This is a genomic window from Streptomyces sp. NPDC003300 (assembly GCF_040610915.1).
In the GTDB taxonomy this organism is placed as follows: domain Bacteria; phylum Actinomycetota; class Actinomycetes; order Streptomycetales; family Streptomycetaceae; genus Actinacidiphila.
Map to the genome: position 1 here is coordinate 203,721 of NZ_JBEXNE010000006.1, position 22,362 is coordinate 226,082.

At 70.6% G+C, this 22,362-nt stretch carries 21 protein-coding genes; 9 read left to right on the plus strand and 12 right to left on the minus strand.

Going from position 1 to position 22,362, the window contains the following annotated elements; genetic code table 11:
• Positions 1 to 3: 3 nt before the first annotated feature.
• Together ABZX65_RS11820 and ABZX65_RS11825 are read right to left on the minus strand one after the other, a co-directional pair.
• Entirely contained in the window at positions 4 to 1,008 is a 1,005-nt protein-coding gene (locus tag ABZX65_RS11820) for a sugar ABC transporter permease (RefSeq protein WP_355336942.1), read from the minus strand.
• Positions 1,009 to 1,178: 170 nt separating this feature from the next.
• Positions 1,179 to 2,525, minus strand: a complete 1,347-nt coding sequence (locus tag ABZX65_RS11825; protein WP_355336944.1) for an ABC transporter substrate-binding protein — start codon at positions 2,523 to 2,525, stop codon at positions 1,179 to 1,181.
• A 297-nt stretch (positions 2,526 to 2,822) separates the two neighbouring features.
• Between ABZX65_RS11825 and ABZX65_RS11830 the strand changes: the two genes are divergently transcribed.
• Together ABZX65_RS11830 and ABZX65_RS11835 are read left to right on the plus strand one after the other, a co-directional pair.
• Positions 2,823 to 3,869, plus strand: a complete 1,047-nt coding sequence (locus tag ABZX65_RS11830; RefSeq protein WP_355337218.1) for a LacI family DNA-binding transcriptional regulator — start codon at positions 2,823 to 2,825, stop codon at positions 3,867 to 3,869.
• A 689-nt stretch (positions 3,870 to 4,558) separates the two neighbouring features.
• The gene (locus ABZX65_RS11835) at positions 4,559 to 5,527 is read left to right on the plus strand and encodes a protein kinase family protein (RefSeq protein ID WP_355336946.1); all 969 of its coding nucleotides are present in this window, start codon (positions 4,559 to 4,561) and stop codon (positions 5,525 to 5,527) included.
• Here ABZX65_RS11835 and ABZX65_RS11840 read toward each other — a convergent pair.
• Entirely contained in the window at positions 5,497 to 5,931 is a 435-nt protein-coding gene (locus ABZX65_RS11840) for a hypothetical protein (protein ID WP_355336948.1), read from the minus strand. The two genes, ABZX65_RS11835 and ABZX65_RS11840, sit on opposite strands and share 31 nt — an antisense overlap.
• A gap of 434 nt (positions 5,932 to 6,365) precedes the next feature.
• Complete coding sequence (locus ABZX65_RS11845; RefSeq protein ID WP_355336950.1) at positions 6,366 to 7,622, minus strand: cyclopropane-fatty-acyl-phospholipid synthase family protein; 1,257 nt, start codon at positions 7,620 to 7,622, stop codon at positions 6,366 to 6,368.
• 237 nt (positions 7,623 to 7,859) lie between these two features.
• Between ABZX65_RS11845 and ABZX65_RS11850 the strand changes: the two genes are divergently transcribed.
• Positions 7,860 to 8,564, plus strand: coding sequence for an alpha/beta hydrolase (locus ABZX65_RS11850; protein WP_355336952.1), 705 nt, complete (start codon positions 7,860 to 7,862; stop codon positions 8,562 to 8,564).
• A 66-nt stretch (positions 8,565 to 8,630) separates the two neighbouring features.
• Here the strand turns inward: ABZX65_RS11850 and ABZX65_RS11855 are convergent, their stop codons facing one another.
• Both ABZX65_RS11855 and ABZX65_RS11860 read right to left on the minus strand, forming a co-directional pair.
• Positions 8,631 to 9,347 carry a TetR/AcrR family transcriptional regulator gene (locus ABZX65_RS11855; RefSeq protein WP_355337220.1) on the minus strand — a complete coding sequence of 239 codons (717 nt, stop codon included), beginning with the start codon at positions 9,345 to 9,347 and terminating at the stop codon, positions 8,631 to 8,633.
• The gene (locus tag ABZX65_RS11860) at positions 9,340 to 9,570 is read right to left on the minus strand and encodes a hypothetical protein (RefSeq protein WP_355337262.1); all 231 of its coding nucleotides are present in this window, start codon (positions 9,568 to 9,570) and stop codon (positions 9,340 to 9,342) included. Before ABZX65_RS11860 ends, ABZX65_RS11855 begins: the two co-directional genes overlap by 8 nt.
• 171 nt (positions 9,571 to 9,741) lie before the next feature.
• Between ABZX65_RS11860 and ABZX65_RS11865 the strand changes: the two genes are divergently transcribed.
• The 4 genes from ABZX65_RS11865 (at position 9,742) to ABZX65_RS11880 (ending at position 15,141) form a co-directional block, all read left to right on the plus strand.
• The gene (locus ABZX65_RS11865; protein ID WP_355336954.1) at positions 9,742 to 12,057 is read left to right on the plus strand and encodes an MMPL family transporter; all 2,316 of its coding nucleotides are present in this window, start codon (positions 9,742 to 9,744) and stop codon (positions 12,055 to 12,057) included.
• Between the two features lie 402 nt (positions 12,058 to 12,459).
• Positions 12,460 to 13,860 carry a glycoside hydrolase family 16 protein gene (locus tag ABZX65_RS11870; protein WP_355336956.1) on the plus strand — a complete coding sequence of 467 codons (1,401 nt, stop codon included), beginning with the start codon at positions 12,460 to 12,462 and terminating at the stop codon, positions 13,858 to 13,860.
• 204 nt (positions 13,861 to 14,064) lie between these two features.
• Positions 14,065 to 14,799, plus strand: coding sequence for a D-Ala-D-Ala carboxypeptidase family metallohydrolase (locus ABZX65_RS11875; protein ID WP_355336958.1), 735 nt, complete (start codon positions 14,065 to 14,067; stop codon positions 14,797 to 14,799).
• Positions 14,800 to 14,958: 159 nt separating this feature from the next.
• The gene (locus ABZX65_RS11880; protein ID WP_355336959.1) at positions 14,959 to 15,141 is read left to right on the plus strand and encodes a hypothetical protein; all 183 of its coding nucleotides are present in this window, start codon (positions 14,959 to 14,961) and stop codon (positions 15,139 to 15,141) included.
• Positions 15,142 to 15,212: 71 nt separating this feature from the next.
• On the opposite strand, the gene ABZX65_RS11885 is transcribed toward ABZX65_RS11880, so the two are convergent.
• The 3 genes from ABZX65_RS11885 to ABZX65_RS11895 form a co-directional block, all read right to left on the minus strand.
• On the minus strand, positions 15,213 to 15,962 hold the full coding sequence (locus ABZX65_RS11885) for a VOC family protein (RefSeq protein WP_355336961.1): 750 nt from the start codon (positions 15,960 to 15,962) through the stop codon (positions 15,213 to 15,215).
• Between the two features lie 143 nt (positions 15,963 to 16,105).
• Entirely contained in the window at positions 16,106 to 16,270 is a 165-nt protein-coding gene (locus tag ABZX65_RS11890) for a hypothetical protein (RefSeq protein WP_355336963.1), read from the minus strand.
• A 9-nt stretch (positions 16,271 to 16,279) separates the two neighbouring features.
• Positions 16,280 to 17,011 (minus strand): alpha/beta fold hydrolase, encoded by a 732-nt coding sequence (locus ABZX65_RS11895; protein ID WP_355336965.1) that lies wholly within the window; start codon positions 17,009 to 17,011, stop codon positions 16,280 to 16,282.
• A 123-nt stretch (positions 17,012 to 17,134) separates the two neighbouring features.
• Here ABZX65_RS11895 and ABZX65_RS11900 point away from each other — a divergent pair, with 123 nt between their 5' ends.
• On the plus strand, positions 17,135 to 17,956 hold the full coding sequence (locus tag ABZX65_RS11900) for a helix-turn-helix transcriptional regulator (protein ID WP_355336967.1): 822 nt from the start codon (positions 17,135 to 17,137) through the stop codon (positions 17,954 to 17,956).
• A gap of 126 nt (positions 17,957 to 18,082) precedes the next feature.
• On the opposite strand, the gene ABZX65_RS11905 is transcribed toward ABZX65_RS11900, so the two are convergent.
• Positions 18,083 to 18,472 carry an RDD family protein gene (locus ABZX65_RS11905; RefSeq protein ID WP_355337222.1) on the minus strand — a complete coding sequence of 130 codons (390 nt, stop codon included), beginning with the start codon at positions 18,470 to 18,472 and terminating at the stop codon, positions 18,083 to 18,085.
• Positions 18,473 to 18,856: 384 nt separating this feature from the next.
• Here ABZX65_RS11905 and ABZX65_RS11910 point away from each other — a divergent pair, with 384 nt between their 5' ends.
• A complete protein-coding gene (locus ABZX65_RS11910) occupies positions 18,857 to 19,066 on the plus strand; it encodes a hypothetical protein (RefSeq protein ID WP_355336969.1) in 210 nt (69 codons plus the stop codon).
• A 1,146-nt stretch (positions 19,067 to 20,212) separates the two neighbouring features.
• Here the strand turns inward: ABZX65_RS11910 and ABZX65_RS11915 are convergent.
• Entirely contained in the window at positions 20,213 to 20,809 is a 597-nt protein-coding gene (locus ABZX65_RS11915) for a sigma-70 family RNA polymerase sigma factor (RefSeq protein WP_355336971.1), read from the minus strand.
• A 262-nt stretch (positions 20,810 to 21,071) separates the two neighbouring features.
• Positions 21,072 to 22,226: a S1 family peptidase gene (locus ABZX65_RS11920; RefSeq protein ID WP_355336973.1), complete on the minus strand. Its 1,155-nt coding sequence runs from the start codon at positions 22,224 to 22,226 to the stop codon at positions 21,072 to 21,074.
• Positions 22,227 to 22,362 lie beyond the last annotated feature (136 nt).

Consider the following 22,362-nt stretch of genomic DNA (forward strand, 5'->3'; position numbering starts at 1 on the left):
AGGTCAGCCCCCGAGCTTCCGGCGGTTGGCCCGCACGATCAACAGTTGGACGGCGCCGATGAGCAGCAGGATCAGCAGCATCACCCAGGCCACGGCGGAGGCCTGGCCCAGCGCGCCGGTCGCCCAGCCCTTCTCGTACATGTAGAGGCTCAGCGTCTGGTACTGATGCGCGGAGCCGCCGCTGACGCCGACTCCGCCGCCGTAGATCAGCGGCTCACCGAAGAGCTGTGTGGCGCCGATCGTCGAGACCACGATGGTGAAGAGAATCGTCGGCCGGATCGAGGGGATCGTGACGCTGATGAACTGCCGCCAGCGCGAGGCCCCGTCGAGCGCCGCCGCCTCGTACAGGTCGGACGGCACGGCCTGCATCGCGGCCAGGTAGATCAGCGCGTTGTAGCCGGTCCAGCGCCAGGTCACGATCGCCGAAATGGCGATCTGCGCGGGCCACTTGGACGACTGCCAGTCGAGGTTGTGCACCCCGAAGTGGGCGAGGATCTGGTTGACCATCCCGTAGTCGGGATTGAAGAGCTGGACGAAGACCAGCGACGCCGCCGCGATCGAGGTGGCGTACGGCGCGAGCACCGCGACCCGGAAGAAGCCGCGCGCCCTGAGCTTGAAGTTCAGCAGGTGCGCGAGGCCGAGCGCCATCAGGAGCTGCGGCACGGTCGAGATCACCGCGAGCGAGAAGGTGTTGCGCAGCGCGTTCCAGAAGAACTCGCTGTCCCACAGGCGGGTGTAGTTCCGGAAACCGACCCAACTGGCGTCGCCGCCGAGCTGCACCTGGTTGAAGGAGAGGTAGCCGGTGTAGATCAGCGGAAAGAGGCCGAAGGCCGCGAAGCAGATGAAGAACGGGGCGATGTACGCGTACGGCGACGCCTTGGTGTCCAGCCGGTACAGCCTGGAACGCCAGCCCGGGGGGCGGTGGGCGCCCTTGCCGGGCGAGCGGGGGGCGGCGGGCCGGGACGACGGAGGACTGCCGTCGGACGTCGCCCTGACGGAGGTGGCCACGAGTGGCGTCCTTCCCGTAGGGGTTCGGGCGAGGGTTGTGCGGTGACTGGAGGAGGGCCGCGGTCGTCCGGGGTGGTCCGGCCGCGGATGCGGGGGCGGTACGAGGTGCGGGGAGACGAGGTGCGGGCCGCCCGGCAGGTGGGAGACACTGCCGGGCGGCCCCGTCCGCGCTACTGGTCGATCTTGTCCTTGACCAGCGCCTTCACGTTCGACCACGCCTTGTCGGCCGAGGTGCCGTGCTGCTCCATGTCGAGGATTCCGTTGTCGGTGATGAAGGTCTTCACCTGACCGTCGTACTGGCCGATGGGCGCGGGCTGGATGCTCTCCGCGGTGGCCGAGTAGATCTTGCCGACGGGGGTGTCACCGAAGTACGGGTTCGTCGCGTTCTGCACGGCCGGGTCGGCGAGACCCGCCTTGGTCGACGGGATGTTGCCGTTCTTCGCGAAGACCTTCGCCTGCTGGGCGGGCGCGGTCAGCCAGGCGGCCAGCGCGGTCGCCTCCGCTATGTGCTTGCCGGCCTTGGGCACCGACAGGAAGGAACCGCCCCAGTTACCGGCCTGCGGCGGCGCGGCGATGTCCCACTTGCCCTGGTTGGCGGGGCCGGCCGAGTCCTTGATGATGCCGATCATCCAGCTCGGGCAGGCCACGGTCGCGAACTTGGAGTTCTTGAACGCCGCGTTCCAGGTGTTGGCGTCGAACTGCCGCAGCTTGTCGGTCAGTCCGTCCTTGACGGCCTCGGTCGCCAGGTCCCACGCCGTCTTCACACCGGGGCTGGTGTCGTAGATCAGCTTGCCGGACGCGTCGGAGTACTGCGTGGTCTGGCTGGAGACCACCGCGTTGAACAGGCCGCTGCCGGAGTCGGTGAAGGCCACACCCGAGGGCGCATTCGCCTTGAACTCCTTGCCGACGGCCAGGAACTTCGACCAGTCACCGGCCCACTTGGCCGCGACCGCCTCGCGGTCGTCGGGCAGACCCGCGGCTTTGAAGAGGTCCTTGCGGTAGCAGACCGCCATCGGGCCGATGTCGGTGCCCAGGCCGATCACCGAACCGTCGGTGGTGGTGGCCTGCTTCTCCTTGTAGTCCAGCCAGTCGCCGACGTTGACGCCCTTGGCCTTGCCCAGGTCCACGAACTTCGACGCCAGCGTCGGGCCGGTGGCCTCGGCGATGTAGCCGATCTCGATGGCCTGGATGTCGGAGAGGCCGCTGCCCTGGGACAGGTGGAGCTTCAGGGCGTCCCAGTACTGCTGCCCGTCGGCGACGTTGTCCTCGACGATCGTGATGTTGGGGTGCAGCTTGTGGTACTCGGAGAAGAGGGCCGCGCCCGTCTTGTCGTCGTAGCCGAACGATCCGAAGTCACCGACGTGCAGCGTGATCTTCTCGGTCGAGGAGGCGGTGCTCCCGTTGCCCGAGTCCTTGCTCTTGCTGTCGCTGCTGCATCCGGTGATCAGGGTCGCGCAGGTCGCGAGACCCGCGACCGCGATGACTGCGGCCTTGCGGGTTCTGCCGGAAGTGCGCATTCCACTCTCCTTGTCAGGGTGGGTCTGGCGTGCGGTGGTGCGAGTGAGGGTGTGGGAGCGCTCCCACTAAGCTTGCCGGAACAATCCGGCCTCGGAGGGGTCAGTGTCAAGATGTGAAGTCGATTTCGTTGCCGGAACGTGTCCGGACCGGACCGATGGTCACTTCTTGAACGGATCGGACGCCGTGGGGCGGGTACGGTGAACACAGCGTGGGAGCGCTCTCAAGAGATCCTGCTGTCCAGAGCGGGCCGGGCGCTAAGGTGGCGCGACAGTGGAGCACAGGAGGCGGAAGTGGCCATGAACGGGCGGCACAGCGGACGGCCCACCCTGGAAGAGGTGGCTGTACGCGCCGGGGTGGGACGCGGCACGGTCTCGCGCGTCATCAACGGGTCGCCGCGGGTCAGCGACCGCGCGAAGGCCGCGGTCGAGGCCGCCATCGCCGAACTGGGGTACGTGCCCAACCGCGCGGCCCGCGCGCTGGCCGGAAATCGCACCGACGCGATCGCTCTGGTCATCCCCGAGCCGGAGACGCGGCTCTTCGCCGAGCCGTACTTCTCCGACATCATCCGGGGGATCGGGGCGGAGCTGGCCGACACCGACATGCAGCTCCTGCTCACGCTGATCCGAACGCCCAAGGAGCGGGCCCGTTTCGGCCAGTACCTGGCCGCGCACCGCGTGGACGGCGTCCTGCTGGTCTCCGTCCACGAGGACGATCCGCTGCCCGACCTTCTCGAACAGCTCGACATGCCCGCCGTTCTGAACGGGCGGCGCAGTGACCTGGAATCCGTCTCGTACGTGGACGCCGACAACGTCGGCGGCGCGCGTGCCGCCGTCGCCCACCTCTTCGCCCGCGGGCGGCGGGCCGTCGCGACGATCACCGGGCCGCCGGACATGTACGTGGCCCGCTGTCGCCTCGACGGGTATCGGCAGGCCGTGGAGGCGGCGGGGGTTTCCCCCGGGGGTTCCTCGGGGGGCTCCTCGGGCTCGGAGCTCGTCGCCCGGGGCGACTTCACCGAGGAGGGCGGGCGGCGGGCCATGCGCGAGCTGCTCGCGCGGCGGCCGGACATCGACGCCGTTTTCGCCGCCTCCGACCTCATGGCGGCCGGCGCGCGGCAGGTGCTGCGCGAGTCGGGGCGGATTGTGCCGACCGATGTCGCGCTCGTCGGTTTCGAGGACTCGGCCATCGCGCGCCACATGGATCCGGCGCTCACCAGTGTTCGGCAGCCGACGGAGGAGATGGGGCGCACGATGGCGCGGGTGCTTCTGGAGGAGATCGCTGAGCGGGATTCGGTGCGACGCCATGTCGTTCTGGCCACTGAGCTGATTCAACGCGACTCTGTTTAGGGCTCGTTGTCTTGTCTTTCCCGCCCGCCCACCCGTGCGGGTGTTTTGTCGTCTGCGGGTGCCGCTTGTGCCTGGGTCGGTGCCGGTCCGGGGCACCTCCTCGAAATGCGGCTACCTGGCCTTTGCTTATTCGGCACCCTTCTTGTCACCGCATTTCTGCGGGGGCACCCCGGCCCGTCCCCTCCCGGTCCGTCGGCGTCCGACGGTCCGGTTGGGGTTGCCGGGGAGGGGGTTCTTTTCGGCGGGCCGCCCTGCGCCGGTGCCCCTCCCGGTGAGTCGGAATGCTCGGGCCCTTCCTCCAACAGCCCAACGAAGCCCCTGCCACCCCCCACTCCCCAGCACCCGCACCCCCGCCCACTCCGGCTGGACGTCGGGTGGCGCAGGGCCCACCCCCTGTCGGCCGCCCGGCCGGAGGTCGGGTGGTGCAGGGCCCGGCCCCCCTCCCACCCCCTCCCCCCCCCCAGCCACAGCGGACAGGCGGGCGCCGGCGGACCGGAGGGGACGGTGCGGGGTGCCCCCGCAGGGGGACGAACAGGCAAGGGGCTGGACGTTTTCGAAGTGGGTGCACGTTCGTCGCCCGAGGAGGTGCCCCGGGCCGGGACCGACCAGGCACAAGCGGCACCCGCAGACGAAGAAAGCACCCGCACGGGTGGGCGGGCGGGAAAGACAGGACGGAGGAAGGACAGGACGTGAAGCAGCGGACCGCGGTTTACGGGGAAGTGGCGACAGAGCTGGCGCTGAGAAGTGACGCGGAACTGCGCGAGCTCGTGGAAAGGGGGGAACCCCTCGGAGAAGGCATCGGCGGACAGACCTCAAAGGTGCTCCTCGCGGGAACCCCCGTCTTCGTGAAGGAGATCCGCCTCACCGACCTCGAAAGGCGCCCGGAGAACACCCACTCGACGGCGAACGTATTCGACCTCCCGGCGTTCTGCCACTACGGCATCGCCACCCCCGGCTTCGGCGCCTGGCGCGAACTGGCCGTCCATGCCATGACGACGAACTGGGTCCTGGCGGGAGAGCACGACGGCTTCCCCATGACGTATCACTGGCGGGTGCTGCCGAGCACGGGAAGGCCCCTGCCGAAGGAGCTGGCCGACGTGGAGGCGGCGGTGGCGTACTGGGGCGGCAGCCCCGGAATGAGGCGCCGCATCGAGGGTGTGCGGGACGCGACGGCGAGCGCGGTGGTCTTCATGGAGTACATCCCGCAGAATTTGCAGAATTGGCTGCGGAACCGTCTCGCGGAGGCGGACGAGGAGACGACGGAACGCGTCTGCGAGTGGATCGAGCGCGAGCTGCTGGACGGCGCGGATTTCATGAACGACCGCGAACTGCTGCATTTCGACGCGCACTTCGAGAATATCCTGACCGACGGCCACCGCCTGTACTTCGCGGATTACGGCCTGGCGGTGTCGACCAGGTTCGAACTGTCGTCGGCGGAGGCCGAGTTCTACGAGCGGCACCGCACGTACGACCGCGATTACATCCGTACGCACTTGGTGCGCTGGCTGGAGCGCAATACGGGGAAGGTCCCGACTCCGGTGCTGGCCCGGCACGGGCAATTGGCCGAGGAGATGGGGGAGTGGCACAGGGCGTTGCAGACGGAGAGCCGGGAGACGCCGTATCCGGTTCAGTCGGCGGGCCGCCATCTGACGCGGTAGTCGACGCCGTCGGGGCGGTAGCGGGGGCCGGGGGTGGAGCGCCACTGGGCGGTCAGGACGCGCGGCTCGGCGGGGGTGTCGCGGTGGGGGAGGAGCAGCGCGGTGAGTTCGTCGTAGCGGGCGTCGACGCCGCCCGTGCCGGGGTGGGTGTCGGGCTCGGCCGTACCGGCCTCGTAGCGGGCGTGCCAGGCCGCGAAGAGGGCCCACCGCTCGCGCTCCAGGGCGAGTTGGGCGGCGCCGACGGGCCACACGGCGTAGGTGTCCTCGTACACGAGCCGGAAGTAGTGCGGCTCCCCTTCGACCTCGGCGAGGCCGAAAATCGGGGCGTCGTATCGGTCCAATTCGGCAAAGACCCGCTCGAATCCCTCGCCGATCAGCTCCTGTTCATCCCAGATCTCGGCCATGAACGGAGGCTACGACCTCGGGCCGCCGAGGCGCGTACGTTTCTTGAACGCGGGCCCTCGTACGCGCTCTCAGAACGCTTTGCGGACGCCGTTCACCGCCGCCACAGACGGTGCCGGCTGCGTCCGGGACGTCGGGCAGCTCCAACTCCGGTACGGCGAGGTGGTGGTGAGGGTGCTCCTGGCGGTGGCCGGAGGACGCGGCGGGGCGGTCGCACCAGGCGATGAGGAGTTCGCCGTGGACGTCGGCGGCCTCCCGCACCCGGTCGCGTACGTACGCGTACAACTCGCCGAGCGTGATCAGCCCGTCGCGGTCGCCGTCCGCCTCGCCCGTCCGCAGGCCGTGCGCCAGTGCGTGGGTGAGGCCCGCCGTGCACCGAATACGTTCAGGAATACGCTCCCGGAGACGTTTCGGGACCGCGTTCGCCGGGATCGGTTCAGGCCGCGTCCTCGGGTGCGGGCGGGCGGCAGGCGAGGATCTGGTCGACGCCCATGCGGTTCTCCCCGAAGGACAGGGCGCTGCCGTTGAGGTAGAGCCGCCACACGCGGGCGGTCTCCTCGCCGACGAGGGCGACGAATTCGGCCCAGCGGTCCTCCAGCGTGCGGTGCCAGGCCAGGATGGTGCGGACGTAGTGCTCGCGCATCGCGGTGACGGACCGCACTTCGAGACCGGCCTGTTCGAGCAGGCCGACGGTCTCGCCGAGCGGGCGCATGTGCATGTCGGCGGCGATGTAGGTCTCGATGAAGGCGCCGCCGCCCGGCGCGTTCCGGCCGCGTGACATCTGCTGGACCATCACCCGGCCGCCCGGCCTGAGCCGGTCGTGCAGGGCCGCGGCGAAGGCCGGGTACTCGGCGTCGCCGACGTGCTCGCCCATCTCGATGGTGGCCACGGCGTCGTAGCCGCCGCCCCGGATGTCGCGGTAGTCGCGGCACTCCACGTCGACCAGGTCGCTGAGCCCGCGCGCCTTCACCTCCTGTCGTACGTACGCCGCTTGCTCGGCCGCGAGGGTGACGGCGGTGACGCGGGCGCCGTACCGCTCGGCGGCGTGCAGGGTCAACGAGCCCCAGCCGCAGCCGATGTCGAGCAGCCGGGCCCCGGGCCCGAGTCCCAACCGCGTGCAGATCAGGTCGAGTTTGTCGCGCTGCGCGTCGGCGGACGTGTAGTCGGGGGCGTCGCTGGTCCACCAACCGCAGGAGTACGCCATCGTCTCGTCGAGCAGCAGCGCGTAGAAGTCGTTCGACAGGTCGTAGTGGTGGTGGATCGCGGCCCGGTCGCGGTCCTTGCTGTGCAGGCGTCCGCTCAGCCGCGCCGGCGCCCCCGGCGGCGCGGGGCGCGGCCCGATCGCGCCGATCCGTACCGCCGCCGCCAGCGCGCGTGCCCGGTCGGCCGCCGACAGCCGGGCGGGCCGCAGCTTCTGCTGCCGGATGGCCGCCCACACCGTGCGCAGCGCCTCCCCGACATCGCCCTCGACGTCGATCTCCCCGGCCACGTACGCCTCCGCGAGGCCCAGCTCGCCGGGCTGCCAGACCAGCCGCCGCAGCGCCCGCCGCCGCCGTACGACCACCAGCGGGCCGTCGCCCGAGCCCAGCTCGCTCCCGTCCCACAGCCGCACCCGCAGCGGCGGTTCCCCGCCGAGCGCCTGGTCCAGGTGGGGGCGCAGCCGGTCGGCCGCGGTGGGTGTCACGGAGGGCATGGACGCGCTCGCTTTCCGCGGTGCCGGCCGGTGAGGCGGCGGCTCCGCTGTGCTGTTCCGGGCTGTGCCGGGCTGTGCCGGTCGGGGCTCTCACCCTGTATTCGGCGCGGTACGGCGTACGGATTGGCGCGGGTGCCGCCCGTCTGCCGGGGGCTGTCGCACGGCTGTCGTACGGATGTCGCGCGGCGGCGTGCGGGCCTCGGCGGGATTGTCGTACCCCTCGGATACGTTGCCGCCATGGCTGAATTCGTACTGGTCGCGGGGGCGTGGCTCGGCGCGTGGGCGTGGGACGAGGTGGTGCCCGAGCTGCGGGCGGCCGGGCACGGCGTCCATCCGCTGACGCTGTCGGGGCTCGCCGAGAAGCGGGGCGCCGCGCCGGACGCCGGGCAGCGGACGCATGTCGAGGACATCGTGGCCGAGGTGGAGCGGCTCGATTCGCGGGACGTGGTCCTGGTCGGGCACAGCTACTCGGGGATTCCGGTCGGCCAGGCCGCCGGGCGGATCGGCGACCGGCTGGCCCGTATGGTCCTGGTCGACTCCGAAGTGCCGGTCGAGGGCGGGTCGTTCGCGTCCGGCTGGTGGGAGGGGCAGGCCAGATTCGAGGCGATCCTGGCCGAGGGGGACGGCTTCTGGCCGCCGCCCGCCGCCGGGGAGTTCGAGGGCCAGGGCCTGACCGACGAGCAGATCGCCCGGCTCGTCGCGGGCGCGACCCCGCATCCGGCTGCCTCGCTCACCGAGCCCGCCGCGCTGTCCCGCCCGCTCGCCGACCTCCCGACGACGTACATCAAGTGCCTTCTGGACGGCCCGGAGCCGAACAGCGACGTGGCCGCGCTCCTGGACGGCAAGCGGTGGCGGCTGGTGGAGATGAACACCGGGCACTGGCCGATGTTCTCCGAGCCGCGCCAGCTCGCCGCGATCCTGGGGGCCGAGACCGCCCCCTGATCCCTGCCGGGCGCGCGTGGGCCCCGGGCCCGCGCGGGTGTCGGGCCCACTCGCTGCGGGTCCGTCCTACGTCTGCGGCACCATCACGTCCGCCGGGATACGGCGGCGGACGTCCGCGAGCAGATTCCGCATCGCCATGCGGAAGACCTCGGCCTGGTGCTCGCCGAGGAACGAGGTGTGCCCGAAGACCTCCAGGACCACCTGCCCGTGCAGGCGGCCCCACGCCTCCATGAGGAGAGCGACCGCCGGCGGGGGCAGCTCTCCCGGGCCCTCCGGCGGCAGCCGGTCCAGGTGCGCCAGGAGCCGGGGCGAGAGCGCGGGGACGTCGGCCGCCGCGAGCTGCGCGGTGCTGAAGCCGTCGAACAGTTCGCGCTGGAAGAGCACGCTCATCCGGCGGTTGGCCTGGGTGGTGATGCCGTCGTGCGGGGCCGCGTACCCCCGCAGCGGTGTCCCGTAGAGGAGTTGGTACCGCTCGGGGTGGGCGATGGCCCAGTGGCGGTAGCCCTCGGCCGCGACCACCAGGCGCGGCAGATCCGGCCAGTCCGCCGCCGCTCGGTCGAGCGCGGAACGTACGGCGGCGGTCAGGTCGTCGTACGCCTTGGTGACGAGCACGGTGACGAGGGCGTCCCGGCTCGGGAAGTAGTGGTAGAGCGCCTGGACGGTCATGCCCAGGCCGCGGGCTATCGCGCGCATCGACAGGCCTTCGGGGCCGTTCTCCCCGATCAGGTGTTCGGCGGCGTCCAGGATCTCCTGCGTCGCTGCCGCGCGCCGCCGTTCACGCAGAGAGGGCGCGGCGGGCGCGGAGGGCGGGGAGGGCGGGGAGGGCGGGGACGACGGTGGCGGCGGCGTTGCTGGTGTCGGCGGTGCCGACGGTGTCTGCGGTGTCGTCCGTGGTGTCGGCTGTGTTGTCGGCGTGGAGACGTCCGGTGGCGCTGGCGGGTGTTCCTCGGCGGGCATGCGCCCACCCTACGACGGCTTCCTTGGCGTGTATCCGGAATTTGAACACTGTCAGGTAAATCTCGCACTGCCAAAGTCTGTTGTGTGCTGTCTACGTTCGTCACGGCGACGTCACTCCCGTCGCATCCGCCGCACGGCGCGACTCCGCGGGCCCCGCACACCCGCGACTGCGCCGGTACGCGCGTCCAGAACGCCCGCAAGTCCGCAGAGGAGATCTCGCGTGTTCGAACGCATAGCCGAACTGGCGATCCGCCGGTCCCGGCTGGTACTCATCGTCGCCATCGTGGCGACGGCCGTCATGGGTGCCGTGGGTGCTGGCGCCTTCACCAAGCTACTGGGCGGCGGCTTCGACGATCCAGCTTCCCAGTCCACCCGGGCACGCGACCTCATCGACAAGAGATTCGGCGGCGAGACGAATCTGGTGCTGCTCGTCCGCACCGCGGACGGCCGTATCGCCGACGGCCGCGTGGACGCCCCGGCGGCCGAGCGGAACGGGCGGGCCCTGGTCGCCGAGCTGAAGAGCGAGAAGACGCTGGCGAACGTCGTCTCGTACTGGGACACGCGGAGCACCGAACTGCGGTCCAAGGACGGCCGCGAGGCCATGGTGCTCGCCCACGTCAAGGGCGACCCGACGCAGCAGCAGAAGAACGCCGAGAAGCTTCTCGACCACTTCGGCGGTACGTACAAGGACGCGCTCACGGTCCGGGCCGGCGGTGTGGCCGCCGTCGGCAACGACATGGCGACGCAGGTCGTCAAGGACCTCGAACTGGCCGAGCTGATCGCGATCCCGCTGACCCTCGTCCTGCTGCTGTTCGTCTTCGGCAGCGCGGTGGCCGCCCTGCTGCCGCTGGCCATCGCGGTCATCGCCATCCTCGGCTCGTTCGCCGAGCTGTCCCTGCTCGCGGACGTCACCAGCGTCTCGAACACGGCGACCAATCTCACCACGGCCCTCGGCCTCGGACTGGGCATCGACTACGGCCTGTTGATGATCAGCCGGTTCAGGGAGCAGCTCGCGACGGGCGCGAGCGTGGACGACGCCGTCCGCCGGACCGTCCACACCGCGGGCCGCACCGTCGCGTTCTCCGCGGCGACCGTGGCCGCCGCGCTCGCCGCGCTCCTGGTCTTCCCGCAGTACTTCCTGCGCTCGTTCGGCTTCGCGGGCGTCGGGGTCGTCGCCATCGCGGCCGTCAGCGCGCTGTTCGTCATGCCGCCGCTGCTCGTCGTCCTGGGCCACCGGGTCAACAGCGGGCGGATGCCCTGGATGAAGGCCGCGAGCGCCGCGAACGACACGAAGGCCGTGAGTTCTGCGAGCGCCGCGAGCGCCACGACTTCCGCCAGCTCCACGGATTCCGCCGACTCCACCGCCCGCGTCTCCGTGTGGGCGCGGCTGGCCCGTACCTCCATGCGGCGGCCCGCGCTCACCGCGCTGCCCGTGCTCGTGGTCCTGCTGGCGGCGGCGAGCCCCCTGCTGGGCATCGTCTTCGGCACCCCGGACGAGCGCGTGCTGCCCAAGGACGCCGAGAGCCGCCAGGTCTCCGCGACGCTCAGGAGCGACTTCACCGGCAGCGACGACTCCGCCCTCCAGATCGTCTTCGGCCAGGCCGTGGACAAGGGCCCCCTGGGGTCGTACGCGCAGCGGCTGTCGCAGCTCAAGGGTGTCGTACGGGTCGAGACCAGCACCGGGACCTACGCCGACGGGCAGGCTTCCGCCGCCGGGCCGGGCAGCGCCAACCTCGGCCGCCCCGACGGGCAGCGGATCAGCGTGACCAGCTCCCTGACGCCGAGGTCGGACGCGGCCCAGGACCTGGTCGGCGCGGTACGGGACCTCGCGCCGCCCGCCGGAACGCACCCGCTGGTCGGCGGCACCGACGCCGAACTGGTCGACACCAGGCACTCCATCGGCGGCCAACTCCCGCTCGCCATCGGCTTGGTCGTCCTCACCACCTTCATCCTGCTCTTCCTGTTCACCGGCAGCGTTGTGCAGCCGCTGCGCGCCCTGCTGCTCAACGCGATCACCCTGGTGGCGACCCTCGGCGTCATGACGTGGATCTTCCAGGACGGCCATCTCTCCTCCCTGCTCGGCTTCACCGCGCAGCCGATGGAGATGTCGATGACCGTGCTGATGTTCTGCATCGTCTTCGGACTCTCGATGGACTACGAGGTCTTCGTCACCAGCCGGATCAAGGAACTCCACGACCAGGGCGAGGACACCGAGTCGGCCGTCGTCAACGGCCTCGGGCACACCGGGCGCATCGTCACCGCGGCGGCCTGCCTGCTGGCCGTGAGCTTCTTCGCCTTCGGCACGGCCAAGCTCAGCTTCATGCAGATGTTCGGCCTCGGCAGCGGACTGGCCATCCTCATCGACGCCGTCGCCATCCGCGGTGTCCTCGTCCCCGCCGCGATGCGCCTGCTCGGCGGATCGGCCTGGTACGCGCCGGGCTTCCTGCGCAGATTCCACGACCGGTTCGGGCTCAGCGAGGGCGAGCCGGCCTCCGGTCCCGACCTGGACCGCGAGCCGGTCGCCTCGCAGAGGTGATCGAGCGGGCCCCGCGGCCCCGGTGCCTGTGACGGCCTCCGCCCTCCCCGGGCGGGGGCCGTGACGCGTGCCCGGCCCCGTCCGCCGCCGCCCCCCACCCGGCGGATCTGTGTGCGATGCCTTGACGCCCCCGCCGTTCCGCCCGACACTCCATTCGCACGCAGCTCTGAGAGCGCTCTCAGGATTCCCGATATGTCATGCCCGCATCACGCATATCGAGTACGGCACCACGGGCGGCGGGTCGCGCACGAGCAGGACGGACCACGCACCACGTACCACGTACCACGCACGACGGACCACGTACCAGGCACGACGGACCACGTACCACGGACTACGGCTCACGCTCAGCGCCCCGCCCCCACGGCAGCTGTCCCCCCCACGACCGAAAGGCAGCACCTGCCCATGACGACATCCCCTCCATCGGCCGCCCGCCGCTTCGTCAGCGGACGTCCCACGGCCGTGCTCAGCGCCCTGCTCCTCCTCGTGACCGGCATCACCGGCCTTGTGCTGTCCGGCGGTTCGGCGTCGGCGGCCGTTCCCGGACCCGCGGCGGGGTGGACGACCGTGTTCAGCGACGACTTCAACGGGGCGGCGGGCAGCGGCCTCAACCGGTCCAACTGGCTCTACGACATCGGCACGAGCTACCCCGGCGGCGCGGGCAACTGGGGCACCGGCGAGATCGAGACCTCCACCGACTCGACGCAGAACGTCTACCAGGACGGCTCCGGCCACATGGTGATCAAGCCGGTCAAGGACGCCTCGGGGCACTGGACTTCGGGCCGCGTGGAGACCCAGCGCACGGACTTCGCGGCCCCCGCGGGCGGTCAGCTCGAAATCAGCGCCTCGATCCAGCAGCCCAACCCCCAGAGCGGGCTCGGCTATTGGCCCGCCTTCTGGGCGATGGGCGCCGCCGCCCGCCCGGTCAGCGCCACCAACTGGCCCAGCATCGGCGAGATCGACATCATGGAGGACGTCAACGCCCTCAGTAAGCACTCCACCACCTTCCACTGCGGGCAGTGGGCGGGCGAGTGCCACGACCCCGACGGCATCACCAGCGACCTCCAGCCGTGCGCCGGTTGCCAGACCGGCTTCCACAAGTACTCGGCCGTCATCGACCGCACCAACACCTCCGCCGAGCAGCTCCGCTTCTACCTCGACGGCAATCTGACCTACACCGTCAACGAGAACCAGGTCTCCGTCGCCACCTGGCAGGCCGCCGTCGACCACGGCTTCTTCGCCATCTTCGACGTCGCCATCGGCGGCTCGTACCCCAACAAGGTCTGCGGCTGCACCTCCCCGTCCGCCGACATCAGCTCCGGCGCGGGCATGAGCGTCGACTGGTTCGCCGTGTACCAGACGACCGGCGGCAGCAGCGGCACGGTCGGCGGCACGAACAACGGCGGTACGTCGTCCGGTACGAGCACGGGTACGAGTTCCGGTACGAGTTCCGGCACCAGCTCCGGTACGAGTTCCGGTACGAGTTCCGGCACCAGCTCCGGTTCGAGCGCGGGCAGCACGGGCGGCAGCACCACCACGCCCGACTACACCGCCGGTGTCACCTCCACCAGTTCCACGCAGGCCCGCATCTCCTTCACCCCGACCACCCCGGCCGCCTACGTCGACGTCCACTACCTCGTCAACGGCGCGGGTCAGCAGAATTTCCGCATGACCAACTCCTCCGGCACCTGGACCCAGACCGTCAACGGCCTCTCCACCGGCAGCGTTCTCACGTACTGGTTCACGTACGAGAAGAACGGCCCCCAGTACGACTCCCCGCACTACACGTTCACCCAGGGGTCCTGACCCTCGGCCCGCGTGCCTGCTTCGGCTGTGCCTGCTTCGGCTGTGCCTGCTTCGGCGGGGCCGCCCGGACACCGTGTCCGCGCGGCCCCGCCGGCGTTCGCGGGCGAGGTGCGCCAGGCGAATATGCCAGGTCAAGGAGTGGTTGACGCGCATAGACAACGTCGGGCAGTCTCATGAGTCCGTGAACCCCCCATGGGAGGCGTGATGTTGAGACGGTACGTCCGTGCATTACTCGCTATTGTCATGTTTGCGTCAGCTATCCTCGTCGGAACCGCCGTGACGGCGGGCAGCGCCCATGCGGCCGGCTGCTACTCCTGGGGCCGCACCCTCAGCCAGGGCGCGAGCGGTGAGGACGTCCGCCAGCTCCAGATCCGGATCGCCGGGTACCCCGGCTACGGCGCGGTGCTGGCGACCGACGGCCAGTTCGGGCCGGCGACCAAGTCCGCCGTCGTGCGTTTCCAGCAGGCGTACGGCCTCACGGCGGACGGCATCGCCGGGCCGCAGACCTTCGCGAAGATCGGCGCGCTCCAGGACACCGACTGCACCCCGATCCACTTCACCTTCGGCGAGATGAACCGCTGCAACACCACCTGGGCGGGCGGCGCGGTCAGTGCGGCCACCGCCCGTGACAACGCCCTGCGGCTCATGTGGAAGCTGGAGGCGCTGCGCCACGCGCTGGGCGACCAGCCGCTCAACACGAGCAGCGGCTTCCGCTCAGCTTCGTGCAACAGTGCCGTCGGCGGGGCCTCGAACAGCAACCACATGTACGGCCGTGCCGTCGACCTGATCGGCTCGCCGAGCTACTGCCGCATCGTGCAGGAGGCCCGCTACCACGGCTTCAACGAGATCCTCGGCCCCGGCTACCCGGGCCACAGCACCCACGCCCACCTCGGCGACCAGAGCTCCCGCTACTGGAGCGCCTCCTCCTGCGGAATCTGACCCCCGTGCCCCGTGGCCGACGCTCCCCCTCCGCCTCGGCCACGGGGTTCCGCACCGCCCGGATCCGGCGGCGGCGTTCCGGGCCGAGCAGGAGCGCGAACTCTCCGAGGACGACCACGGGTTCGGGACGATGACGAAGAGGGGCCGTTCACGGGCCCCTTGGCCGACGCGGAGGTCCGCGCCTGGTGCCCCGGCGGCCGTCCCACCGAGGCCGAGTGGACCGCCGCGGTGTCGGACCGCGGCGACCTCTACCCCGACCGCGCGGCGGGCAACCGCACCGTCCTCTACGACGCCGACGGCAGGCCGGTCTCGATCGGCTACTGGGGCGTCACGGCGGACTGACCGCGGCGAGCCGCGGCGGGAGCCGGGCCGGGGCAGGCTCGGGCAGGACGGCTTCATCCGGGCAGGACGGCCTATCCGGGCCTCCGGACGGAGAACTCGTTGCCGTCGGGGTCGAGGAGCAGGACGTGGGCTCCGCCGTCGGTCTCCGCGGCCTCGGGGCGCGTGGCGCCCAGGGCGAGGAGGCGGTCGACCTCGGCGGAGCGGTCGGCGCCGGCGGGGAGGGCCAGTTCGAAGAAGAGGCGGTTGGTGCCGGTCTTGGGGGCGACGGGCGGGCCGCCCCAGGTGATCTTCGTACCGCCCTCGGGGGACTGGATCGCGGTCTCCTCGTCCTGGTCCCAGACCAGGGGCCACCGCAGGGCCTCGCTCCAGAAGCAGCCGACCTCGCGGGTGCCGTCGCAGGCCAGGGCGCCGATGACGCCGGTGTCGGCGAGGAATGTGTTGCCGGGCTCGATGACGCAGAATTCGTTGCCGTCAGGATCGGCGAGCACGACGTGCCCCTCTTCGGGGAGTTGGCCGATGTCGATGTGCTGTCCGCCCAGTTCCAGCGCCCTGGCCACCGTCTGCCGCTGGTCCTCGGCGGAGGCGCTCGTCAGGTCGAAGTGCGCTTGATTCTGGCGGGACTTGGGCTCCTGGCTCGGCAGGAAGCGGATACGGAAGCCGCCGGTCGCCCCGTCCGCGGCGGGCGGCACGATCGCGACACCGCCCTGCGCGTCCTCGTCCTCACCGGGGATCACCTCCCAGCCCAGCACCCCGGACCAGAACCTCGCCAGCCCCGTCGGCCGCGTCGCGTTGAAGCAGATCGCGAACAGTTCACTGCTCATACCCCGTACCTCTCCGATCCCTCGACGTCCGAGCCGCACCCTAGACACGCCCGTCCGGCCCCCGCACCCGAGTTTCCGCCCCGGGCGGCGACGCCGGATCCCGGCCCCAAGGACCCCCACCGGCCCACCGGCGGGTCAGGAACTCAGGTCTCGTGCAGCATCTTCCACGCCCCGTCCCGCTTCACGATCACGTTCGTGCCCCGTCCCTCCCCTGACCGGGGCTGCACCACGCGTGCGATGTCGTGGCTGTTGTTGGCCTGCTCATACCGCGCCATGAACGCCGTGAGCTCGGCTGCGGGATGCGACATGCGCCGGGCTCAGGCGCTCGGGTGGGCGGTGGCAGTGGTGTCGGCGGCGGTGTGCGCGTCGGCGTTGGCGTCGGCGTCGGCGAGGAGGATCGCGGCGACGGCGTCCGGGGCCTCGTGCATGGCGTCGTGGCCGGTCGGGAGGTCGTGGACCCGCCAGGCGGGGTCGGCCTGGAGGCGGGCGCGGAGGCCGGCGAAGGGTGTCCGGTTCTCCCAGCCCGAGCAGTAGACGAACTCGCGGCGGGGGACGCGGGCGACCGCGCCGGTCAGCCGGACCGTCTGGAGGAAGGCGGCGAGGGGATGGGGGCGGCGGCGGGGATCGCCGCCGTCCGGCGGCCGGACGGAGTAGCCGGTGGCCGCGGCGCCGGCGGCGAACACCTCCCGGAAGTGGTCGTTCGTCGACGACCAGCACGAATCACCGTCGCGCGGTACGTAGGCGTCGAGGTGCACCAGCCGGGAGATCCGGCCCTCCGCGCGGTCGGCCGCGGCGGCGACCACCATCCCGGCGTAGCTGTGGCCGACCAGCGTCGCGCCGGTGACGCTGTGACGGTCCAGGCACCGCAGCACGTCATCGGCGTGCGTGTCGAGACCGGCGGTCGCGACCGTCGCGCTGTCGTCGTCCGGCCGCAGACCGGTCAGGGTCAGGGCGTGCACGGTGTGCCCGGCGCGCTCCAGCAGCGGGACCACCGCCTCGAACGACCAGGAGCCCTTCCACGCGCCGGGTACGAGGACGAACGTCGCCATGTGCTTCTCCTTCTCCGGGTGACACGCGGCCCGGTCAGGCGCTCGGCGCGCCGCGGGACCACTGCGTACAGAGCCAGTCTCACGGGGGCAGGCGGTGGCGTGGTACCGCTACGATGCCAAGTCATGCCCGTTCGCCGCCAACCTCGCCCGGCCGCCGGTGTGACGTCCCATGTGTGGCCGTCCGGCGGGCGCCACCTCTGGCCGTCCGGCGAGGCGAGCGAGGCGCGGTCGCACCCACGCGGCCACCTGGTGTACGCGGCCAGCGGCGTCCTGGCGGTCCACACCGAGCGCGGCACCTCGATCGTGCCCGCCGACCGAGTCGCCTGGACCCCGGCGGGGTTCACGCACCACCACCGCGCCCACGGCGTCACCGACATGCGGATCGTCTTCCTCACGCCGTCCCTCGCCCGGCTCCTGCCCGGCCACCCCGCCGTGTTCCTCGCCTCCGGCCTCGCCCGCGAGGTCCTGCTCGCCCTGACCGGACCCCGCGCGCACGACGCCGACGTGCCCGCGCACAGCCCCGCCGCGCGCTCCCGCCTCCTGCGCGTCCTCGTCGACGACCTCCAGGAAGCGCACGAACAGCCCCTGCACCTGCCGCAGCCCGCGGACGACCGGCTGCGAGCCGTCGCCCGGATCCTCTACGAGAACCCGGCGGACAACTCCACGCTGGCCGAACTCGGCAGGACGATCGGCGCCAGCCCCCGCACCCTCAGCCGGCTCTTCCACGACGAACTCGCCATGACCTTCTACGAGTGGCGCACCCAACTGCGCATCCACCACGCCCTCGTACTCCTCGCCGACGGCAACGACACCCTCCGCACCGCCGCCGCCTGCGGATGGGCCAACCCCAGCGGCTTCATCGCCGCCTTCACCGCCGTCCTCGGCACAACCCCCGGCCGCTACCGGACCAACCGCCCCGCCCCCAGGCCGCCTTCGGCGTCGTGAAGCGGAGACTCGTCATCGCGACCAAGGTCGTCGCCACGGCTCGATTCCGGCCCCGGCTCGTCACTCAGGCCCGGCGTCGCGCCCACGGCGGCATCGCCGTGGCCCCCGCTGTCGCGCCTGCGGCTGTCAGGGCTTGATGACGACGGAGCGCACGATCTTGTCGGCGAAGGTCTGCCGCTTTTCGTCCCACAGCGGCCACAGATAGCCGAGCCCGCAGCAGACGGCGTCGAGGATGTGCAGGAGCCAGCGGCCGAAGGCCCTCCCGACGCCGAGGACTTGCCCGTCGGCCTCGCGTAGGAGGTGGATGCCGACCGCCTTCTTTCCGGGGGTCTGCCCGGTGGTGCCCGCCACGTAGCTCAGGCCGATGGCAATCAGGAGGACGAGAAGTGCGCCCCACTGGGCGGCTGCCGGCGTGCTGCCCAGCGCGTACCAGACGATGCGTTCGGGCACGTACACGATGATGCCGTCGATCAGTGCCGCCGCTACCCGTCGGCCCCACGACGCCAGTGGCGGCATCCCGCCCACCGGCACCTGCCCGTACACAGCCTGATCCGTAGGCCCCCCACGGGGATATTCCGGCAACTCATTTCCCGAGCCCGGTTGTTGCGGCGCAAGCACCCCGTCCACGCCCGTTCCGCCGCTACTTCCACCGCCAGGCTGAGACGCCCCTCTGTCATCCACGGCGTGGAGTAAAGCAGATTATGCCCACGAGTGATCGCCCCCTCCGCATGGAAGGACTCCCTCCGGATATGCCCGTGGTCTCCATCGTCCGCCCACCCGCCAGAAGACCCCTTTATGCACCCTTGACCTGAGCATGTACATCACATGTAAGATCTGCGAACTTGTGGGAATTCTGTGGCTCCGGGTGGGGACTTTGGGGCTGGGGCGGGGGAGAGCTCTGTGCTGAGCAGACATGCGCGCAGGTCGTTGATTGCTGCCGTGGCGGCGGTAATGGTGACGGGCGGCCTCGCGCCCTTGGGTGCGGGCGGGCAGGCGTTCGCCGCTCCTCCTTCGCAGACAGCGGAGAAGTCCCCGCAGGGAAAGGCCGCTTCGGCCCTCACCGAGGACGCCGCGCCCTACGCGGGCACCCGCTTCCCGGAGTTCAGATGAGTAATTGGACTCCGGTGGTGGACCGAGGGGACGGGGCATGGATTGGGATCATGCCTGACGGCCGTATTGGGGTCGGGGTGGATTCGGAAGGGCGAGCTACGCTTGTGAGCTCCGGTTTCGTTCCCATGTGGCCCTACCTGGAGCGTGATCTGCCCGAATCCCTGGCTGAATATGCCCGCTCGTGGGAGCAGCTCAGTCGGGGCGGCGTATCGACTCCCGAGAGGCTAATTGAGCTGACGGTCGAGTCGGCGTGGAGGTCTGGCCGTTCGTATTGGATGCAACTGGCTGCTCCGTGGGTCATTGAAATGTCTCGCCGAGAGGATTTCGATCAAGACGTCGTCCGAGGGATTCTCCGTGAGATGGAAACCTCTGAGGTGTTGTCCGTGCAGGTTCGGGATCAAGCGCGGTGCGCAATTGAATAGAATTTCCCTGTGAACGGCTCATCGGATTTCACTATCACGGGAATTCTGTAGCGTGGAACTGCTGCTCGGCGGGGTTGCGGGGGGCGTGGCCGAGGAGGCCGGTGCCGACGAGTTGGCCGTTCGACATGGCGTGAGTCGCTATGAGGTTACCAATAGGTGGGGACAGCGGTGATTGGAGCCGCCCATTGGATTCCCCGTCAACGGGTCTGAAGTACATTTGGCCCTTGCTGACACTTCGTGTCGTCACGTCTGACGTGAGCTCTGCCATCCGTCGATGTGCCCGTTGCTCGACGACCCCCTCGCGTCGGGCAACGGGCACGTTCGGGATACGGATCAGCGCCCCCGCGTGCCGCCGACCGGTACCCATTCCCCCTGGTGTTCCCCCGGGTGTTCCCGTGGTGCGCCGGCGACGTCCTCCCCGGTCGTCGGCGCGTCCGCCGTGGCCCCCGCCACGATCCGGACTGCCTCCGCGGTCGCCATGAGTCCCCCGTACAGCTCATGCCAACCGGTCGTGCCCCCAACGCCCTTGCCCCCCTCGGGCTCGGGCGGGTCGTTCATCGTGCGGTCACTCTCGTTCAGGTATGCCAGCATCCTTTCGTGCGGTGAATCCCCTCGATTCGGTTTCGACACGTGCATCCTCCCTGTCTCCCCCTGTTCTTCGTGTCGGGATTAGATCCCGACTCGGGACCACGGTGAAAGTGATCCGTGGTCCCGAGAAGCAGACCTATTCCGCGCGCCATTCCTCCTCCGGGCCGATGCCTAAGGCCAGTCGGGTGGCCTTCTTCAGGTCCTTGCTGACGGTCGCGGGCGAGACGCCCAGGTGGGCGGCGATCTCGACCCCGCTCAGGCCCCACACATGGGTCAATTCCCATATGGTGTACGGGCGTTCGTGGCCGATCGCGGCTCGTACGGCGGCGAGGAGTTCGATGAACTCCAGTGAGGCCGTGAGATGGTCCGCGGCGGGGCGGCCGGGAACGCCGGGCCACGGGACGCCTTCGGGGAGTTCCCCGGTCGGGTCCTCGTAGCGCGTACCGAGCCGGTTGTAGTGCGACTTGAGCTTGTTGCGGGCGACCACCGTCGCGAAGACGATCACCGGCTTCTCGAAGACGGTGCCCTTGCGGTACTCCAGGATGACGGCGATGCACGCCTCCTGCGTGATGTCCTCGGCGAGGACCGCGTCCCGGGTCAGTCGCCTGACCGCCCTGAGCAGGCGGGGATGTACCTCCTTCAGTTCTGCCTCGATGAGCCCTTCCAGCTCCTCCGACAGCCGTTTCGGCGGCGGTACGGCGCTCGTCGTCATGGCCCCCGAGCCTTGTCCCATGTCCTCCGCTCCATTCGATCTGCGGGTCGCCCCGCGTTGCCGGACATGGAGTAGGACGCGCGAGGCGCCGGATTCTTTCCACCGCCCCCGAAGGGGCTGGGCTTCAAGAATCCGGCGCCTCACACGCCCCTAGAGGCATGGACACACGACATGCGACCGACTCCGCCGACCCGGCCGAAGTCCTCGCCGACTTCGCACCAGGCGCAGCTGTCACGCATCACCTGTCACGCATCACCGGGACCGCGACGGGTCCCGTATCCGGTCAGGCGGTGACCAGGGTCAGCCCGTAGCGGCTCAGGATCGGGTTGACCGGCTGGAACCAGGTCTGGCCGCCGCTGGCGCAGTTGCCCCAGCCGCCGGAGGTGACGCCCTGGGCCTGGTCGCCGGTGATGAACGAGCCGCCGGAGTCGCCCGGTTCGGCGCAGACGTTGGTGCCGGTCAGGCTGTAGACCGCGCCCTGGGCGTAGTTGACGGTGTCGCCCTGGGACAGGACGGTGCCGCAGTGCCAGTGGGTGGTGGAGCCGGAGCGGCAGATGGAGGAGCCGACCGGGGCGACGTTGGAGCCGCGGACCAGGACGTCGCTGACGGTGCCCCAGCCGAGGACGACCGGGACGGTCCACCAGCCGTTGCCGATGGAGATGTAGGAGTAGTCGTTGCCGGGGAAGGTGGAGCCGACGAAGGTGCCCATCGCCGAGCCGTCCCAGCCGGCCACGGAGCTGCCCGGCGTGCCGCAGTGCCCGGCGCTGACGAAGCCGCCGACCACCGAGAAGCCTATGGAGCAGCGGGTGTTGCCGTTGATGTAGTACGGGTCACCGCCGACGGTCCCGGCCGAGAAGGTGCGGGGCGCGGGGGAGCTGTCGGCCTTGACGGTCAGCAGCCCGGCGGCGCGGGCGGGCGCGAGGAAGGCCGCCACGTCCGCGCGGTTCTCCGCCCCCGCCTGTACGTCGGCGACGACGCGGTTGGTCGTGACGTCGACGCGCCAGCTCCGCACCGCGGCGGGCGCACCGGCCGACGACTTGGCCGCGGTGTCGAGCCCGGCCTTGGCCGAGTCCAGCGCGGCCGCGGTGTGCGCGACCTTCACGGTCGAAGCGCCGGTCGCGCGTACGGCCTTGGTCGCGGCGCTGTCGGTCACCCCCACCACCAGCTTGCCGGAGGCGGCGTCGAACCACTCGCCGCCGAACGCCTTTCCGGCCGCGCGCCGGGCGGTGGGCGCCAGCGTGGTCGCCGTCGCCTCGGCCTTCAGCCGCGCGGTCGCCTGCGTCTGGGTCAGCCCCAGGTCCCGCTGCATGGCGCTCACCAGTCCCGGCGACAACGGCTCGGAGGCCGACGCCGAGGTCACCGGCGCCAGCCCCAACGCCCCTACTCCCAAAGCCACTACGGCGGACAGACACCAGCCCGTACGAGTCATACGTCGCATCGACGCGCTCCTTTGCACCTTCTCGCGAGCGAGAAATCGTGGGGGGACAACACACTCGAACAGCGCCCGGCAGTCCAGCGCGCCTCCACCGCACGAGAGCGCTCTCACCACCGGCCGTCCCCCACCATCAAACGAT